We start from the raw sequence: 18,882 nt of genomic DNA, 5'->3' as shown, positions 1-18,882 counted from the left end.
GCCTTCTGCGCCCCCGGCGAATAAAAAGCCTCATCCTGGGTCAAGCCCGGGACGACGAGAAGGCTTGGGATGGTGGATTCCGCAATCGCCCGCTCAAGCCGCCACGTCACCCCCAACAACCCGCACACTCCGCCGCCCGGTATCATCCGCGCGCAACTCGAACCCCTCGGCCCGGCTCAGCACCTGCCCCCAGTTCGCGCCGCCAAAATCCTTCGCGCGCAAGCCACGCTTGCCCAACACGCAGCCCAGCGTTTGCAATTCCGACCAACCCTGCTTCGCGCCGAGGCGCGCAATCTCGGCCCGGATCGCCGCCCAGTCGGTGCCGGGCTCCGCGCCCGCTGCCGTCGCGACAGGCGCGGCGCGCACCACCGGCGCGGCGACCTGATCCTTCACCTCGAAGAACTTCGCGCAGGACTGGCGGTACTTCTTGTCGGTCTGCGCCTTGCCGAAGCCATAGACGTCGATGCCCTCGCGCCGCAGGTACAGTGTCAGTGCCATGAAATCGCGGTCGCTCGATACGATGCACACCGCGTCGCAGCGTCCGCGCAGGGCGAGGTCCATTGCGTCCACCACCAGCGCGATGTCGGCCGCGTTCTTGCCGCAGCTCGCAGGCGTCACCTGCCGCGCCTCCATCACATTCTCGCGCAGGAATTCGACCCAAGGCTTCGCCACCGCCGCGCTGAAATCGGCATAGGCATGTTGGATCACCGGCTGCCCCAACTTAACCACATGAGGCAGCACCTGACGCAGATATTCGGGCTTCATGTTCTCGGCATCGACCAGCAGCGCAAGCCGCCGGGGAGGTAAAACGTCGCTCATCCCCCGAACCTGCCACCCAACCCTGACAGAACCGTAAACGTCCTCCCCGAGCGGCGAGAGGGACCGAGGCGAAGCGTGTTGGAAAGGCCATTCCTACGAGCGAAAAAGCGCGACCAACATGTCCAAATCCGAGCAATTCACGCAAACTGTGCGTCCGCATCACGCAATGCACACCGACTTTCCGCTGATACCCCGCCAATACCCCCCTACTTCCCCCCTAGTACCCCGTTTGCTCGCGCTAATCGCTCTGGCCACAAAACGGCCGATCTGCCACACCGCGATCATGCCCCGCGATGCCCACAAACCGTTGGACCCATCCGCCGACCCGGCGTCGCAAACCCCTGTTGCTCAAGGATTTCTTGGAAGATGAGCGGACTCACACACATCGACTCTGCCGGCAATGCGCGCATGGTCGATGTCGGCGGAAAGGCCGAAACCCAGCGCGTCGCCATCGCCAAAGGGGCGATCCGCATGACCGCCGCGACATTGACCGCGATCCGTGATGGCAACGCGCCCAAGGGCGACGTTCTGGGCGCCGCGCGCCTCGCCGGAATCATGGCGGCCAAGAAGACGGGCGAGCTTATTCCGCTTTGCCACCCGCTTGCGCTCGATGCGGTGAACGTCGATTTCGCTTTCGTTGCCAATGGCTTGGAATGCACCGCCACGGCCTCATTGACCGGCCGCACCGGGGTCGAGATGGAGGCGCTGACCGCCGTCTCTGTCGCGCTGCTGACGGTCTATGACATGGCCAAGGCGCTCGACAAGGGCATGGTCATCGAGGACATTCGCCTGATCGAGAAACGTGGCGGAAAATCAGGTACTTGGCAGGCCAGCGAGGCGTGAGAACCCCGCCGCTCCCCCTCGCCGAAGCGCAAGGCCGCCTCCTCGCGCTCGCCCCGCAACTTACCATTGAGCACCGCGCGGTCAGCGAATGCCTTGGGCATTATCTCGCTGAATCAGTGACTTCGCGCCGCACCCAGCCTGCCGCCCCGCTCTCCGCGATGGACGGCTACGCCCTGCGCAGCGACAGCCTCCCCGGCCCCTGGCAGGTCATCGGCGAGAGCGCCGCCGGTCACCCCTACGCCGGAACAATCGAACGAAATCAGTCAGCTAGGATCAGCACCGGCGCGATCATCCCCCAAGGCGCGAACATGGTTCTGCTCCAGGAAGACACCACCCGCGAAGGCGACACCCTCCGCCTCACCGGCACCCCGCCCTCCCCAACGGACCGCCACATCCGCCCCGCCGGCATGGATTTTGTGGGCGATTCCATACTCTTGGAGGCAGGCACCAAGATCGGCCCAGCCCAGATCGCGCTCGCCATCGCCGGCGGTCACAGCCACCTCCCCGTCCGCCGCCCGCTGCGCCTCACCGTGATCGACAGCGGCGATGAACTTGTCCTTCCCGGTCAAGCGCTTAATGCCCATCAACTCCCCGCCAGCAACGGCCCGATGATCTGCGCCATGGCCGCCGCGCTGCCCCTCGCGATCACCCACACCGGCCCCATCGCCGACAACCTCACCGACCTCGCCGCCGCCCTCGAAGCCGCGCACGATGCCGACCTCATCGTCACCAGCGGCGGCGCGTCGGTCGGCGATCACGATCTGGTGCGGCCCGCGCTCGAAGCCGTGGGCGCGTCGATCGACTTCTGGCGGGTCGGAATAAAGCCCGGAAAACCGATACTTGTGGCAAAGCGCGGGAGCCAGATCATCCTCGGCCTGCCCGGCAATCCCGCCTCAGCCTACGTCACCGCCTACCTGTTCATGCTCCCGCTGTTGCGCGCCAGCCTCGGCGCGGCGCAGCCCCTCCCGCGCACCATCCCCGCTCGCCTCGCCGAACCGTTGGCCAAGGGCGGGAGCCGCATGGAATTCCTGCGCGCTCAATGGGATGGCACCACCGTCACACTCGACCCGCTACAGGATTCGGGCGCGCTCTCCCCCCTGTCACGCGCCAACGCGCTGGTCGTCCGCGAAGCAGGTGCAGACGCAAAGCCCGCAGGAATGGATGTTCCGGTTTACCTGCTCGAAAATGGCGGAATTGCTTGACGAGTCGTAACAGGTTGCTTATCCGTTCCGCATTCGTTCACCCCGCGGAGGTCCGCCCATGTTGACGCGCAAGCAACACGAACTGCTCACCTTCATCCAGGTTCGCCTTGAGGAATCGGGGATTTCTCCTTCGTTCGAGGAGATGAAGGAGGCTCTCGACCTCAAGTCCAAGTCGGGCGTTCACCGTCTGATTTCGGCGCTGGAAGAACGCGGTTTCATCCGCCGCCTCGCCAACCGTGCCCGCGCTTTGGAAGTGCTGCGCCAGCCCGATAGCGCGGTCAGCAAGTCCGCCCCTGTGCGTGACGCGGCGAACGCCAACACCGCGCTCACCCCGCTACGCGCCGTGTCGAAGCCCACGCAGGCGCCAGCCAACGACGTGATCGAACTGCCGCTCCACGGCAAAATTGCGGCGGGTATGCCGATCGAGGCGCTGGAAACCGGCGCTACACTGCCCGTTCCCGCCGCTCTGCTTGGCGCGGGTGAGCACTACGCGCTTGAAGTTTCAGGCGATTCGATGGTCGATGCCGGCATCTTTGACGGCGATTACGCGCTCGTCCGCAAGACCGATTCCGCCCGCGATGGTGAAATCGTCGTGGCGCTCGTCCGCGGTGAAGAAGCGACGCTCAAGTACCTCCACCGCGAAAAGGGCATGATCCGCCTCGACCCTGCCAACGCGGCTTACGAAGCCCAATTCTATCGCCCGGATGAAGTCATGGTGCAGGGCAAGCTCGCTGGGCTATTGCGCCGCTATCATTGAGTGCCACCTGGCGGTGATCCGGCAAGGCTGGGTGGCCGCAAGGTGGGAGGCACTTGTCCTGCCCGCGGTTCACCGCTACGCTTAGCATCGGGCATTGCGCCCGAAGGTTGGGAACGCGGCTTGTAGGGTTCGGGCCAGCGGTACCAGCCCTGATGTCCTTGTGTTTCGGCGACGGTCCTGACCCTGCCGGTTTTGAGATATACGGTAATGCCGCCCGTGCCGGCAAGCAGCGTGCGGTCCGCCTTCAGCATACGTGGGTGGCACGCGTATGTCAGCCTGCGGTCGGCAATGACGAGGTCGGCGCGTTCGCAGGCGGCTGCCAGATCCATGTCATCGATATATGCGCGGGTCTTCGCAATCAGGATGATGAACCGTCGCCCACTGCGTGTCACCGCCAACGAGCAGAAATCCTCGGAACAGTGTGCGCCGGGCCAGTCGTCAAGCGTACGCAGATCGCCTTCCATTCCGGCGATTTCGAGCAGATTGTCGCGCATGTAGTCCCCGCGGCCTTCGCGCAGGACCAGCAAGTCCGCACCGCCCCCGGTAATTCCGACATGGTGCCCATCGCCAGTAATCAGCACGTCGGGCGTGGGTGCTAGCACCATGGCTCCGGCCGCAATCCCTGCGGGGATGATGCCCCACAGCCTCACGCGGCCGGTCCACAGCGCGAGCCACAGCATCCCCGCGAGGAACAGGCCAAAGCTCCAGCGATCGCCCGGCGGAAGCATCGTGACCGCGCCCGGGCGCGCGGCGACGAAGTGCGCGATCCACAGCAGCAGTTCGAGCGACTTGCCCACCAGCCACCATGCAGCGCCGCCTATCCCGGCAAGGTCGAGCAACAGCGCGAGCCCGATCAACGGCATCGTCACAAGCGTCGTCAGCGGAATGGCGATAACGTTGGCGAGCGATCCATAGACACCCGCGCGGTGAAAGTGGAACAGCGCGATCGGCATTAGCGCCAGTTCGATCACGATACCGGTTGCCAGCAACAGTATCAGATCGCGCAGCCAGCGCATCGGGCGCCCATAGTGCTCGGACGACATGAACGCCTTGACCGGCGCGGCTGAGTGGAACGCGATGATCGCGATCACGGCCGCAAAGCTCATCTGGAAGCTTGGCCCGACCACGGCTTCGGGCCAGAACAGCATGACCAACAATCCGCCCACCGCTACCAGACGCATGGACAAGGGGTCGCGCCCGAGCGCCAGCGCACCCAGCACCAGCAGCGCGCCGATGCACGAGCGCACTGTCGGCACCTCCGAGCCGGTGAGCAGCGTATAGGCAACGCCCGCCAGAGCCCCGGCCATGGCTCCGGCAAGCGGCACGCGAACCCGCAGAGCGATCCATGGGATCAGTGCCAGCAATCGCGCAATAGCCCAATACACCGCGCCGACCAGCGCGCTCACGTGAAGCCCGCTGATCGACAGCAAATGCGTGAGCCCCGCATCGCGCATCGCGTCTTCGTCAGATACCGCGATTGCGCCGCGATCCCCGCTCGCCAGCGCCGCCGCGATGTTGCCGGGTGACCCTTCCAGCATCGACCGGACATGCAGCGCCAGATCTGATTGCATGCCGCGCAGCGTCGTCCCGCGCTTCGATAATCGCACCACCTCGACCCGGGTCAGCACCGAACCCGTTGCCGCAAGGCCGCCGAACCAAGCGGTGCGGGCGAAATCATAGCCCCCCGGCAACATCGGCGAGGCAGGCGGCATCAGCCTTGCCCGCAAGCGAACCTGCGCGCCCTGCACCACACCCGCTGCATCCTTGTCCTGCGGCAGATTGACCCTGACCAGTACCGGGTCGTCGAATCCCTCGACAGGCGCGCGCAGGACGAGGCGGGCGCGGGCCTTAGCGGGCTCCTCGCGCCGCTCGATAACCTCGCCGTGCAGCCAGATCACCCGAGGGCCTGAAATGCCCGGTTGGCCGACAAGCGCCGACTTCGACCAGACCGTGACCAGACCCGCGCAGGTCATCACGGTAAGGCCCATCACGGCCAGGCGCAGCATGCTCCAGCGGAACTGGTCCAGCGTAACAACGGCGGCAATGGCCAAACCACCGCACGCCAGCAGCAACGCAATCCAGTCATTTGCGCGAGGCAGAACCACCCATCCAGCGATCCCCGAACCGAACGCAACGACCAGCCACAACCCGCGCTCGAACGGATGCGCGTGGAGGAACGCTTCGCAGCGGTCCAGCAGGTTGCCAAGCATGCTGGACAATCGCGTGCGGATGTCCCAATGCCGCCCGCGTCCAACCGGGATACCGGTCGGATCGGCGGCGGGAAAATCTGCTGCAGGTCCGTCTGCTGCCGGGGACGCCATGAATTTACAAGGGAAGGAAAGCGCGGCCAATGGCAAGCGCCACTGACACCGTTTCTGCAGGATCGCCCGCCAAGGGCAGCGTGGTCACGCGCTTTGCGCCCTCGCCCACCGGTTATCTGCACATCGGCGGCGCGCGCACCGCGCTGTTCAACTGGCTCTATGCTCGTCACCATGGCGGCAAGTACCTGTTACGGATCGAGGATACCGACCGCGCCCGGTCAACCGACGCGGCGATCGCGGCGATCTTCGACGGGCTCGACTGGCTTGGCCTTGGCGGTGACGAAGCGCCGGTTTTCCAGTTCGCCCGGTCGGAGCGCCACGCCCATGTCGCGCACCAGATGCTCGAGGCGGGGCACGCCTATCGCTGCTACCTGACGCAGGAGGAGCTCGCCGCCCGGCGCGAGGCTGCTCAGGCAGAGCGTCGCCCGTTCCGCATCGACAGCGAATGGCGCGATGCCACCGCCGAACAATGGCCAGCAGACCTCACATACGTCGTGCGGATGAAGTCCCCGCGCGAAGGCGAGACGGTCATCGCCGACGAAGTCCAGGGCTCGATCACGGTCCAGAACAGCGAACTCGATGATTTCATCATCCTGCGCTCGGACGGCACACCGACCTACATGCTCGCGGTCGTCGTCGACGATCACGACATGGGCGTGACTCACGTCATTCGCGGCGACGATCACATCAACAACGCGTTCCGGCAGCTGGTCATTATCCGCGCGATGCAGGCGATCGAGGGCGGCTGGCCCGACCCCGTCTACGCCCACATTCCGCTGATCCATGGCGCGGACGGAGCCAAGCTGTCGAAGCGCCACGGTGCGCTCGGCGTCGATGCCTATCGCGACGAGCTCGGCCTGCTGCCCGAAGCGGTGTTCAATTACCTGCTTAAGCTCGGCTGGGGCCATGGCGACGAGGAAATCATCAGCCGGGACCAAGCGGTTGCATGGTTCGACATCGGCGACGTCAACAAGGGTGCCTCACGCTTCGACATCAAGAAGCTGCTCAACCTCAACGGGCACTATATCCGCGAGGCCGACGATGCGCGGCTTGCCCGACTGGTTGCGCCATCGCTTGCCAAGCTGGCACCGGCTTTCACGCCCGATTCCGGTATGGACCTGCTGACACGCGCCATGCCGGTGCTCAAGGTCCGGGCAGCCGATCTCAATGAACTCGCCCACGGCGCGGTGTTCCTGTTTGCACAGCGACCATTGCTGATGGTCGACAAGGCAGCAGCGATCCTGAACGACGATGCAAAGGAGATTCTGCGCCAGGTCCTCACCGTTCTCGACGCTGAAAACGGCTGGACAACCGAAGGACTGGAGGCCACGGTAAAACAAATGGCCGAGGGGTTCGGGATTGGGCTGGGCAAGATTGCCCAACCGTTACGCGCAAGCTTGACGGGGCAGGCTACCTCACCAGGAATTTTCGACGTATTGGCGTTGCTCGGCAAGGATGAGTCGCTTGCGCGGATTCGCGATCAGGCGGCCAAGTCTTAAGCAGAACCTTGCTTGGGCAGAACTGCAGATGAACCGAAACAGGAGGGCTAAGCGTGAGCGATAACCAGGCTTCTTTGATCGCTGGCGGCAAGACGATAGACATGCCCGTCAATAGCGGCACCATCGGTCCCGATGTGATCGACATCCGCAAACTCTATGCGCAGACCGGGATGTTCACCTACGATCCCGGCTTCACGTCGACCGCAAGCTGCGATTCCGCCATCACCTATATCGATGGCGACGAAGGCGTGCTGCTCCATCGCGGCTATCCGATCGGTCAACTGGCCGAACATTCGTCGTTCATGGAAGTCAGCTACCTGCTGCTCAACAGCGAACTGCCGAGCGAGCAGGAACTGGCCGATTTCAGCCGTACGATCACCCGTCACACCATGCTGCACGAACAGCTCGCCACGTTCTATCGCGGTTTCCGCCGTGATGCGCACCCGATGGCGATCATGTGCGGCGTCGTCGGTGCGCTCTCGGCATTCTACCATGACAGCACCGACATTGCCGATCCAGTGCATCGCAAGATCAGTTCGCACCGCCTGATCGCCAAGATGCCGACGATCGCGGCGATGGCCTACAAATATTCGGTCGGCCAGCCCTTCGTCTATCCCGACAACAAGCTGTCCTATACCGGCAACTTCCTCAAGATGACCTTCGGCGTTCCGGCCGAGGAATACGAGGTGGTGCCCGCCGTCGAAAAGGCGATGGACCGCATCTTCACGCTCCACGCCGATCACGAGCAGAATGCATCGACCTCAACCGTCCGTCTGGCAGGCTCCTCGGGCGCAAATCCGTTTGCATGCATCGCGGCTGGGATCGCCTGCCTGTGGGGTCCCGCGCATGGCGGCGCGAACGAAGCCGCGCTCAACATGCTCAAGGAAATCGGTACGCCCGACAAGATTCAGCACTACATCGATCGCGCAAAGGACAAGAACGATCCTTTCCGCCTGATGGGCTTCGGTCACCGCGTCTACAAGAACTACGATCCGCGCGCGACGGTCATGCAGACGACCGTCCGTGAAGTGTTTGCCGCGCTTAACGTGCAGGACCCGCTGTTCGAAACCGCGCTGCGCCTTGAAGAGATCGCGCTGAGCGATCCCTACTTTGCGGAAAAGAAGCTGTTCCCGAACGTCGATTTCTATTCGGGCATCATCCTTTCGGCGATCGGCTTCCCGACGACAATGTTCACCGTGCTGTTCGCCCTTGCTCGCACCGTCGGGTGGGTCGCGCAGTGGAACGAGATGATCAGCGATCCAGGCCAGAAGATCGGCCGTCCGCGCCAGCTCTACACCGGCCCCACCTCGCGCGACTACGTTCCCATCGAATCGCGCTGATCCGCAGCCGACAATTGACGGCGGTGGCGAATATTCGCCGCCGCCGTTGTCATTTCAGGTGGCTGCGTTCGGCAATGTCAACACGAACCGCGCGCCACCCGACGCTGCAGTTTCGACTGTCAGATCCCCGCCCATCGCGCGGGCGAGCTTGCGCGAAATAAACAGGCCAAGGCCGCTGCCGCCATCGCCGCTACGGCCGAGCCGCTCGAATTTGTCGAATATCCGCGCCGCTTGCTCGGGGGCGATGCCCTCACCCTCGTCCGCCACAGCAACCCATGCACTGCCGTCGGCACTGCCCACCTCGATCGCGACGGTCGTGTTGCCGGGGGTGTAGCGCAGCGCATTGCCGATCACGTTGAGCAGGATCTGCAGGACGCGGCGGAACTCGCCGGTCGCAGGGGCCTGCGTGCTATCGTCGGGCGTGGTGATGGCAACCCCGCGCTCGTGCGCACGCACGGCAAGAATGCCCGCGGCGCGACGGGCGCAGTCGGCAAGGTCGATACGGTCCGGCGCGGTCTGGAAGCCATCATCCTCGACCGTTTCAAGGTCGGCAAGGTCTTCCACCAAACCCAGCAAGTGTCGTCCGGCTTCGGCGATGTCGCCGGCATAAGCCACATATTGCGGCGCGAGCGGCCCCGCCAGACGGGTCCGGATCGTCTCGGCATTGGCGACGATACGATTGATCGGCTGGCGCAGCGCCGGTGCCAGATTGCGACCGAGCAGCCCTCGGAACTTGGGGTTCGGCGCGATCGCTGCCGGGGCTTCCACCCGAGCTTCCAGAACCGTGTCGGACGAAAGCAGCAGTTCGAAACCGCCCGCCCGGAGCGGCAGAAGCCTGGCCCGCCAGTTGCGCGGCGATCCGGGAATGGCCAACTCTGCATCGTCGAGCAGCCGCCAGTGCAGAGGCTGACGATGCGTGCTGCCGCGCAGACGGACCAGGTCCGTCCAGAACCGCCCAAAACCCTGACGCAGCGCACTTCCGAATTCGCCGAGGTCGGGCGCATCGACAGTTCCGGAAATAACCCGCTGCTCGGCGTCGAGCACCACATGCGCTTCGGCAAGCTGGCGCAACAGCGCTTCGGAAACGCCGCTACCCTCGGCCTTCCAGGCTTGGGCGGCGAGCGTCCACTCGGTAATTTCCAGCCGCGTGCCGTCGGCGTCGGGGATAGCGAAAGCGCGAAACGAAATGGGCTGGCTTTCGTCCTGTATCGACAACCGGCTACTCAGTGCCACGCCCGTCACGCGCGCTTTGCGTACCAGCGCGAGCAGAGCCGGTATCGCGATGGTGCCCGGATAACCGCCACCGATGCGGACCTGAAGCGCAGCCAGCGTCTCGTCCGCGTCGACCAGTCGGTCTTCGCTGTCGCAGCGCGCGCGGATTGGCCCTGCCGCGGTCATCCTCGCCCGTTCTGATGGCCAGCGCGCATCATCTCACAACCGGCTTTCGGCCTGCGACTCTGCCAGCATCGCGGCCGCGTAGTCGGGATGAAGCAGTTCAAGACCTTCGGGCAGCGCGACTTCGGGGTGAAGCGCGACGAAGACATCGACGAGACCTTCCCGGTCGAGCCCGGCGGCGGATAAAGCCAGAGCAAGGCGCGCCATCTGGCTTTCGGTCGTGCACATCACTGCCGTTTCCCGGCGGAGCCCCGCACCCATGGCCAGCGCCGTCAGAAACAGCGCGACGCCCGAGTTCTGCAACGACAGCGTTGCCGAAGCCTTCGCCCCGGCAGCGCTGATCGCGTATGCCAGCAGATCGAGCCTCGAAGCGGCATCCGCACGGGCCTTGCTTAGTACCCGCTCGGCAATTTCGGCGGCGGCGACGCCGGACGGGTCCTCGGACACGTAACCGCGCATCGTACGCAACACGATGCGATGCAGCTCAACCGGAAGTTCGATGAGCGGTATTTGCATGCGCCGGATCGACTGGCCGAACCGGGCCTGTGCCGCCAGCAGGTTCATTCCGCGTGCGGCAAGGTCGGGATCTGCAGATGCGATCAGATCCTGCAGAAGCGGAGTCAGCACAGGACTTATGCCCAGTCTGCCCTCCACCTTTTCAGCGAGCTGCCACTCGATCGCCAGCATGTGCAGGTGATCGAGCAGGTCCTCGGCGCCGGACAGCATCTCGACAAGGCCGGGGCCAGCTTCACGCGCCCACGCTGCGGCGTCGGCATGGCCCGCCGCTTCGCCCAGCGCCTGCACCAGTTGCCGCGCCAGATCGGCGAGCATCCCGCGGACCCGCGCGATGACCTCGTCGCTGAAGATCGAGCTGTCGTCGTTGCGCAGCAGGTGGCGCAGGATCGGGCCCATGTGAATCAGCGCCTGATCCGCATGGAACAGGTCGTCGCGCAGCAACGCCTCGATTGCGCCGGATGGGGTGCCGGTAGGTGCGGTCAATGCCATGCGGAACTCTTAGGGCCGACTGGTTAACTGCGGGTTAGGCGGGCCTGCTTCATTTGATTCGGAAGCGCCTTGTCGCCTGCTCAACTGCAACGTCACCAGACATGCCCCCACCAGAGTGACGACTGCCGCGCCGATCGTCAGGTCGAAGGGCAAGGCGGCGCTTGCCAAAGCCAGAGCGATACCGACGAGGAGCCGGTCTTCGAGCCAGTGCGCCCAGCGTCGTCGCGGCAACGCGAGCGGCAGCAGGCGGGCAGCGAGCACCAGCAGCAGCGGCGCGAAGGCGCTCGCACCCCACGGAACCGTCCCGCCCGAGGGCAGGTCGCTGCGCCACGCCGCAAGCACCACGAACCCGGCATCGATCAGGACGTGGAATGCCTCGACACTGCGCCGCGCCACGCCCGACGCCAGCAGCGAATCACGCTCGATCCGCCCGAGCAGCGCCGCGATCCGCTCGATCAGCCAGGCGAGGCCGAGTAATGCGAAGCCCGCCGCGAAGTATCCCGACCAACCCAGACCTCCGCCCAGCAGGCCGACGACACCTGCCGCAAGCCCCAGCACGGCCGGACGGGTTCCGGCATGAAGCAACGCAGGCCCTGCACGCCGGACGATGGCAATCGCGATCTGTTCTCCGGGCGATCCCACGCCGACTTCTGCAATATCGGTATGCAATCGCAGCCAGCTGCGCTCGGCCACATGCGCCTCATCCTCACTGCGCACGATGCGCCAGCGGCCATCGTCGAGCAGGCTTGTCGTTACGCTGCGCTGCATGACGCGCGCCTGGGTCGCAAGCCGGAGCATTGCCGACTGGACATTCCACTCAGGCGGCAGGTCAGCCAGGCCCGACGCGACGCGCCCCGGAAACCGCATGGCTGCGGCGCACGCGCTGTTGATGTCGATACGCTCATACCCCAGCGCAAGCGCGGTCTCGACGGGCAGCGTCAGCACAACCGGCCCCGGCTCGAGCAGGTCGCGCACCGCATCAGGCATCGCCAGCAGCCCGTCGCCGAGTACGAACACGTCATCTTCGGGCTGCAGCAGCGGCACCAGCGATCGCGCCGTCGCCACCACATGAAACTGCGCGGCCGACTGCTCGACGACATGCTGGAGCGCGACCAGTTCGCCGCTGATCCCCTCAGCCATGACGATGATGCGCTTGCAGCCCAGTGACAGCGCAAGGCCGATCTGGTGACGCAGGATCGATCGACCGCCGATGGGCAAGTATCCGCGCAGGGCTCCTGGCCCCTCACCTGCAACTTCGATTAACGATAGTACTGCGACCCGCAAGCGCTGCGCCTCCTGCGGATCATCGTAGAGGTTGGGGCCGACGCTGCCAAGCAGGCCGCGCGCAATGTCAGGGATTAAGCGTAAGGTCCGTCAGCATCTGGTGCAGCCGTCGCATTACTGCGGGATCGCCGGGCACCGTTTCGAGCGCCTCTTCGGCCAGTTCGAGGAGGCTGTCGGCGTGGAAGCTGGCGGCAAGTCCTTTCAGGCGCATCGCCGCTACCTGCCAATTGCCATCGCAACGCGAGCGCCCCAACAGGTCGATCTGCCGCTCGGCGCTTTCGATAAACGCCGCTCGCAATTCGCGCACCAGCTCCGGGTCATGCCCGGCAGCAGCAGCGAGATTCGCGTCGAGAGAACCACCTTCATAGGCCATCCGGGCACGCTAGAAGGCAAAGCGTTAAGGCGGGGTTTATACCTGCGGCCAAACCGTGATAAGCTAACGCAAACAAGCGGGGGTCATGAGCGGATGAACGGGATGAGCGGGGGAACGAGAATAGTTCCGATCGACGGTGCCGAACCGGGCGCAGACCCTGTCAGCCACGGTCTTGGGGCCGACCATCTCAGGCACGATGAGCCGTCGCACGACTACTGGTTGGACGAAGCTGTGGTATCGCCGCCCGATCGCAGCTGGATTGCGCCCGCCCTCGCCGTCGTCGCCATCCTTGGCTGGAGCGTGTTCTTCTCCGTCGTCGTCATCGCTCCGGTGGCTGACGGTGCGCAGCCGCAGCAATGGGCTTGGTGGATCTCGCAATGGGCGCCCCCCGCGTTGTTGGTGCTCGTCGGTCTGCTCGTCGTCATGCGCACCAGCAAGCGTGAGGGCGCGCGCTTTGCCGACGTGTCGAAGAGCCTCGCAAACGAATCCGCGCTTCTCGAAAAGCGCTTGATCAGCGTTAACACCGAACTGTCGCTGGCACGCGATTTCATCGCGGCACAGGGCCGCGACCTCGAATCGCTCGGCCGCATCGCGGTCGATCGCCTTTCCGGTAGCGCGGCACGGCTCGACGATCTGGTTTCGCAGAACCGCCAGCGCGTTGACCTGATCGCCGACGTTTCCACCAGCGCGCTGGAAAACATGGATAAGCTGCGCAGCCAACTTCCGGTCATTGCCAACGCCGCCAAAGACGTCACGAACAACATCGGCAACGCAGGTCGGACCGCGCATCTCCAGCTTGAGGAGATGGTCTCGGGCTTTCAGCGGCTCAACGAGTTCGGCCTGGCAAGCGAACGCCAGGTCGTGTCCTATCAGGATCGCGTCAGCGCCGCCCTTGCGCAGTTTTCGCAAGCCGGGGAAAACCTCGCCCTGCTTGCCGAAGGTCGGTTCGAAGCCCTCGCCACCAGCAGTGGCCAGCATGCCGATGCCGCGGCACAGGCCGAGCAGGCTGCACTCGCCGCGTGGCAAGAGCGTACCGACGCCCACACCGTTGCGCTGCGTTCGACGCTCGATCAGCTTGGCACCGATCACGATACGCTGCTGTCTGATGCCGCCGGCCGCCTTGCCAGCTTCGAAGACGCAGCCAGGTCGCTCACCGCATTGCTCGATGACCAGGCGCGGACGCTCGACGAGCAGCTTGCAAGGCGTCGCGCTTCGGCCGAGGCAGCCGCAGCGCAGCAACGCGAAGCTCTCGACCGGAGGCTGGGCGAGATCGATGAGGCGATTGCCAATCGGCGCACCGCGATGGAACGCACGGCTGCAGAGGCTGCCGAAACGCTGTCCGCCAAACTTGCCGATTTCGATCACGCGATCGAGGCGCAGCGCCGCACGCAAGCAGCCGAGGCCGAGGAACTGACTCGCACATGTGAGGTAATCGGTAACAAGATCAACGCATTCTCGGATATTCTTCGCAATTCGGGCGAGCAAGGCACGCAAACGGCGGCGACCGTCGACAAGGCGATGGCCGATCTCAACAACCGGCTTGGCGAAATGCGCCACGCGCTATCAGGCACCGACCTCCAGATCGGCGAACTCACCGATTCGGCCGTCCGACTACTCGAACTGATCCAGGCCGGCAGCGATCATACCCGGACCCAGATTCCCGAAGCCCTGCGCAGCACCGAAGCAGGCCTCAAGGGGCTGGAAGACCGCGTCTTTACCTTGCGCGATACCTTGCGCGAAGCGGGCGACGGCGGGCGCATCCTATCCGAGACGGTCGGTTCCGCCCGAGGCGAGATATCGACCACGCTCAAGGACTTGGCAAAGGCACAGAAGACCCTGCTCGAACAAGTTGCGGAACGTGAGCGGCAAGTGGGCGCGCTACGTGAAATCCTTGGCCAGGCACGGGAGGACAGCGAAGGGCTGACCCGCGAAATCGAACAGCGCCTGTCAGGTGCCGTCGCCAGCTTGACAGACGCGGCAGGCAAGGTCGGCGAGGACCTGCGCACCAGCACCGCAGGCGAGATCGAAGCGCTGGCCGCGCGTCTCGGCGATGAAAGCAGCGTCGCGATCACCCGCGTCTTGCAGGGCCGGGCCGCCGAACTGGTCGGACGGCTCGAGGAAGCGATCGACGCTGCCGCTTCGGCAAGCCGCGAGACTGCGGTTCAGATGCGCGACCAGCTGACCAAGGTCGATGAACTGGCCGGCAACCTCGAAGCACGCGTAACGCGGGCGCGCGAACGGGCCGAAGAGCACGTCGACAACGACTTCGCCCGCCGCGCTGCACTGATCACCGAATCACTCAACTCCTCGGCCATCGACATCGCCAAGGCGCTGTCGTCGGACGTGTCTGAAACCGCGTGGGCATCCTATCTGCGCGGCGATCGCGGCATTTTCACCCGCCGCGCCGTCTCGCTCCTCGAGACTGCCGAAGCGCGTGCCGTGCAGGCGCATTACGAGGCCGAAAGCGAATTCCGCGAGCATGTTAACCGCTACATCCACGACTTCGAAACGATGCTCCGCCAACTGCTGTCGACGCGTGACGGTAACGCGCTGGGCGTAACGTTGCTCTCGTCCGACATGGGCAAGCTCTACGTCGCGCTGGCGCAGGGGATCGAGCGGCTGCGCGCCTAATGAAAGTCGCGTGATTTCGGGATGATCCGCACGTCGCGCGGGTGACCGCGTGCGCCTGGACCACGGCTGGCGAGCGGGCGGTTGCACTCGTCGGCCCTGGCAATCGGCGGCACCATGCAATCCGAATCCGACAGCGCATCGAGGCTGGCGCTGGCGTCGGTCAGATGCGTGGCGATTACATGGATCACCTCGTCGTCGTACTCGACGCGGCCGCGCACTTCCATCAGCCGCGATCCCATGATCACCTTGCGCTGCTTTTCCATCAGGTCGGGCCAGATCACCAGATTGACCACGCCGGTCTCGTCTTCCAGCGTTATAAAGCACACGCCTTTGGCGCTGCCGGGGCGCTGGCGCACCAGCACCACGCCCGCCACTTGCACCATGGCGCGGAATTTGTGGCCCCGCAGGTCCGCCGCACGCACGAACCCGCGATCGCCCAGGTCGGCACGCAGGAAAGCCAGCGGATGCGCCTTCAACGACAGCCGGTGCGTCTGGTAATCGGCCACGACTTCCTCGGACAACGGCATCACCGGCAGCACCGCCCTGACCCGCTCCTCGCCTTCGGACCGCGCCGTAGCAAAAGCAAACAGCGGCAGTTCCTTGGCAGCAACCAGACTTCGCGCATCCCACAGCGCCTGCCTGCGCGACAGGTCGAGCGAGCCCATCGCATCGGCCGCAGCCAGACGCTCGATCAGCGCCGGCGACAGAGCTGCCTGATCCTTGAGCGATGCCACGTCGCGAAATTCGCCATGTTCGGCGCGCGCCGCGATCAGCATCGCCGCAGCGTGCTCGGGGAAGCCGTCGATCTGCCTCAGGCCGAGGCGAAGTGCCCGGCCTTGCTGCTCCAGCGTGCAATCCCATTCCGAGCGGTTCACATCGACCGGCAGCACGACGACGCCATGCTGGGCGGCATCGCGCACGATCTGCGCCGGAGCATAGAACCCCATCGGCTGCGAATTGAGCAATCCACATGCGAACGCCGCCGGGTAATGGCATTTCAGCCACGACGAGACATAAACCAGATGCGCGAAGCTGGCGGCATGGCTCTCGGGAAAGCCGTATTCGCCGAAGCCCTTGATCTGGTTGAAGCAGCGTTCGGCGAAATCGGGGGCGTAACCGCGCTCGATCATGCGGCCGACCATCATGTCCTGCAGTTCGTGGACCATCCCGCGCGACCGGAACGTCGCCATCGCCTTGCGCAGGCGGTTGGCCTCCAGCGGTGAGAACTTGGCCGCATCGAGCGCGATCTTCATCGCCTGCTCCTGGAAAATCGGCACCCCCAGCGTCCGCGCAAGGATCGAAGAAAGCTCGTCCGGAGGGCCATGCTCCGGCCCGGGTGCGGGAATTTCGACCTTCTCCTCGCCACGCCGCCGCTTGAGATAGGGATGAACCATGTCGCCCTGAATCGGGCCGGGCCGCACGATCGCGACTTCGATCACGAGATCGTAGAACTGGCGCGGACGCAAGCGCGGGAGCATGTTCATCTGCGCGCGGCTTTCCACCTGGAACACGCCCAGGGAGTCACCCTTGCACAGCATGTCGTAAACCGCAGGATCCTCGCGCGGGATGCTCGCCAGCGTCAGTTCGCGGCCATGATGTTCGCCCAGCAGGTCGAGGCACTTGCGGATGCAGGTCAGCATGCCGAGCGCCAGCACATCGACTTTCAGAATGCCCAGCGCGTCGATGTCGTCCTTGTCCCATTCGATAAAGCTGCGCTCGGGCATCGCCCCATTGCCGATCGGCACGGTCTCGGTCAGCGGCCCCTGCGTCAGGATGAAGCCGCCGACGTGCTGCGACAGGTGGCGCGGCATGCCGATCATCTGTTCGGCAAGTTTCACCACACGCCGCAGATGGGGGTCGCTGCCGTCAAGACCGCTTTCCGCCACGTTGCGCTCAGCGACTTCATGGCCCCAGCTACCCCACACAGTGCGCGCCAGTGCGCCGGTGACGTCCTCGGACAGGCCCATCGCCTTGCCGACCTCGCGGATCGCCATGCGCGGGCGGTAGTGGATGACTGTGGCACACAGCCCCGCGCGCTGGCGACCATACCGCCGATAGATGTACTGGATCACCTCCTCGCGTCGCTCATGCTCGAAATCGACATCGATGTCGGGCGGCTCCTTGCGCTCTTCCGAAATGAACCGGTCGAACAGCAAAGCGTGCTTGGCAGGATCGACCGACGTAATCCCAAGGCAGAAGCAGACCGCCGAATTGGCCGCCGACCCGCGTCCCTGACACAGGATCGGTGGGTCGCAATTTCGCGCAAAATCAACGATATCCTTGATGGTCAGGAAGTAGGTTGCCAAGTTCAGCTTACCGATCAAAGCCAGTTCGCGGCGCAGCGTGTCGGCGACTGCTTCAGGCACTCCTTCGGGGTAACGCTCATCTGCACCGTGCCACGTCTGGACTTCGAGCCAGACTTGCGGCTCATGACCTTCGGGACAGATCTCCTCGGGATATTCGTAACGCAGTTCCGCAAGGTTGAAGCGACAAGCATCAGCAACCGCACGCGCGGCGACGATCGCCTGCGGCCAGCGCTGGAACAGACGGACCATCTCGTCGGGCGATTTCAGATGGCGCTCGGAGTTGGGTTCGAGCAAATGGCCCGCCGCCGCAACCGTCGTCTTGTGGCGGATTGCCGTCATTACGTCCTGAAGTGGGCGACGTTCGGCAACGCTGTAAAGGACGTCGTTGGTGGCAAGCAGCGATAACCCGTGCGCCAGCGCCAGCGCATTCAGCCGCTCGATCCGCGCAATGTCGTCGCCTGTGTAAAGATAGCTGGCAGCCAGATACCCTAACGTCGGCAGCTTGTGGACAAGGTGCGGGATAACCTGTGGGAAAGGCAGGGTTTGTCCGTGGATAACCGGCGTCGAAACCGCTTCTGCAGTCTTGGGAAAAGCTATTATGTTACTTGCAACATCGAACGTAACCATCTGATCCAGATTGCTTGGCGGAATCAGGATCAGCTGAATGCCCTCGGCATGGGTCGCAAGCAGTGCCAGGTCGATCTCGCATATGCCTTTGGCCTGCCACTCACCATCGAGCCGCGTCATCCGCCCTGCCGATATCAGACGGCAAAGCCGACCATAAGCGGCGCGATCGACGGGATAGGCAAGGAACGCCAGACCTTCGACCGTTTCGATCCGGCACCCGATCACGGGCCGCAGGCGCGCAGCCTCCGCTTCGGTATGGAGCCGCACGATCCCTGCCAGCGTATTCGCATCGGCCAAGCCGATTGCGTCATAACCCAGGCGGCTCGCCTCGTTGACGAGATCGACGGCGTCGGACGCCCCCCTCAGGAACGAAAAGCAGCTCACCAGTCCCAGTTCGACGAAGGCCGCGCGTGCTGGGCCGTCACCATCCACAGGGTCGACGTGGCGACGATCAGGAGTAAGTGCTGGTTCCGGCATGAC

At 64.5% G+C, this 18,882-nt stretch carries 13 protein-coding genes; 6 read left to right on the top strand and 7 right to left on the bottom strand.

Going from position 1 to position 18,882, the window contains the following annotated elements:
• Nucleotides 1-93 precede the first annotated feature (93 nt).
• Nucleotides 94-819, bottom strand: a complete 726-nt coding sequence (locus GGQ88_RS11690; RefSeq protein WP_183613417.1) for an NYN domain-containing protein — start codon at nucleotides 817-819, stop codon at nucleotides 94-96.
• A gap of 366 nt (nucleotides 820-1,185) precedes the next feature.
• Here GGQ88_RS11690 and moaC point away from each other — a divergent pair, with 366 nt between their 5' ends.
• Genes moaC through lexA form a run of 3 tightly spaced genes read left to right on the top strand, consistent with a single transcriptional unit; the run spans nucleotide 1,186 to nucleotide 3,621 of the window.
• Nucleotides 1,186-1,662, top strand: coding sequence for a cyclic pyranopterin monophosphate synthase MoaC (gene moaC, locus GGQ88_RS11685; protein WP_183613415.1), 477 nt, complete (start codon nucleotides 1,186-1,188; stop codon nucleotides 1,660-1,662).
• The gene (locus GGQ88_RS11680; RefSeq protein WP_183613413.1) at nucleotides 1,659-2,864 is read left to right on the top strand and encodes a molybdopterin-binding protein; all 1,206 of its coding nucleotides are present in this window, start codon (nucleotides 1,659-1,661) and stop codon (nucleotides 2,862-2,864) included. Before moaC ends, GGQ88_RS11680 begins: the two co-directional genes overlap by 4 nt.
• 58 nt (nucleotides 2,865-2,922) lie before the next feature.
• The gene (gene lexA / locus GGQ88_RS11675) at nucleotides 2,923-3,621 is read left to right on the top strand and encodes a transcriptional repressor LexA (protein ID WP_183613411.1); all 699 of its coding nucleotides are present in this window, start codon (nucleotides 2,923-2,925) and stop codon (nucleotides 3,619-3,621) included.
• On the opposite strand, the gene GGQ88_RS11670 is transcribed toward lexA, so the two are convergent.
• The gene (locus GGQ88_RS11670) at nucleotides 3,615-5,942 is read right to left on the bottom strand and encodes a ComEC/Rec2 family competence protein (protein WP_183613410.1); all 2,328 of its coding nucleotides are present in this window, start codon (nucleotides 5,940-5,942) and stop codon (nucleotides 3,615-3,617) included. The genes lexA and GGQ88_RS11670 overlap by 7 nt on opposite strands.
• A 29-nt stretch (nucleotides 5,943-5,971) precedes the next feature.
• Here GGQ88_RS11670 and gltX point away from each other — a divergent pair, with 29 nt between their 5' ends.
• Complete coding sequence (gltX, locus tag GGQ88_RS11665; RefSeq protein WP_183613409.1) at nucleotides 5,972-7,441, top strand: glutamate--tRNA ligase; 1,470 nt, start codon at nucleotides 5,972-5,974, stop codon at nucleotides 7,439-7,441.
• A 53-nt stretch (nucleotides 7,442-7,494) separates the two neighbouring features.
• A complete protein-coding gene (locus GGQ88_RS11660) occupies nucleotides 7,495-8,781 on the top strand; it encodes a citrate synthase (RefSeq protein WP_183613408.1) in 1,287 nt (428 codons plus the stop codon).
• Nucleotides 8,782-8,835: 54 nt separating this feature from the next.
• On the opposite strand, the gene GGQ88_RS11655 is transcribed toward GGQ88_RS11660, so the two are convergent.
• The 4 genes from GGQ88_RS11655 to GGQ88_RS11640 form a co-directional block, all read right to left on the bottom strand.
• The gene (locus GGQ88_RS11655; RefSeq protein ID WP_183613407.1) at nucleotides 8,836-10,179 is read right to left on the bottom strand and encodes a sensor histidine kinase; all 1,344 of its coding nucleotides are present in this window, start codon (nucleotides 10,177-10,179) and stop codon (nucleotides 8,836-8,838) included.
• Nucleotides 10,180-10,212: 33 nt separating this feature from the next.
• Nucleotides 10,213-11,181, bottom strand: coding sequence for a hypothetical protein (locus GGQ88_RS11650; protein ID WP_183613406.1), 969 nt, complete (start codon nucleotides 11,179-11,181; stop codon nucleotides 10,213-10,215).
• 9 nt (nucleotides 11,182-11,190) lie between these two features.
• Nucleotides 11,191-12,465, bottom strand: coding sequence for a glycosyltransferase family protein (locus tag GGQ88_RS11645; RefSeq protein WP_183613405.1), 1,275 nt, complete (start codon nucleotides 12,463-12,465; stop codon nucleotides 11,191-11,193).
• A 67-nt stretch (nucleotides 12,466-12,532) separates the two neighbouring features.
• Complete coding sequence (locus tag GGQ88_RS11640; protein WP_183613403.1) at nucleotides 12,533-12,838, bottom strand: Hpt domain-containing protein; 306 nt, start codon at nucleotides 12,836-12,838, stop codon at nucleotides 12,533-12,535.
• A 102-nt stretch (nucleotides 12,839-12,940) separates the two neighbouring features.
• Between GGQ88_RS11640 and GGQ88_RS11635 the strand changes: the two genes are divergently transcribed.
• Nucleotides 12,941-15,469 (top strand): coiled-coil domain-containing protein, encoded by a 2,529-nt coding sequence (locus GGQ88_RS11635; RefSeq protein ID WP_183613401.1) that lies wholly within the window; start codon nucleotides 12,941-12,943, stop codon nucleotides 15,467-15,469.
• Here GGQ88_RS11635 and GGQ88_RS11630 read toward each other — a convergent pair.
• A complete protein-coding gene (locus tag GGQ88_RS11630) occupies nucleotides 15,466-18,879 on the bottom strand; it encodes an error-prone DNA polymerase (RefSeq protein ID WP_183613399.1) in 3,414 nt (1,137 codons plus the stop codon). The genes GGQ88_RS11635 and GGQ88_RS11630 overlap by 4 nt on opposite strands.
• Nucleotides 18,880-18,882 lie beyond the last annotated feature (3 nt).

The organism is Novosphingobium hassiacum (assembly GCF_014196055.1).
GTDB lineage: Bacteria > Pseudomonadota > Alphaproteobacteria > Sphingomonadales > Sphingomonadaceae > Novosphingobium > Novosphingobium hassiacum.
This window is presented reverse-complemented; position numbering and strand designations above follow the sequence as displayed.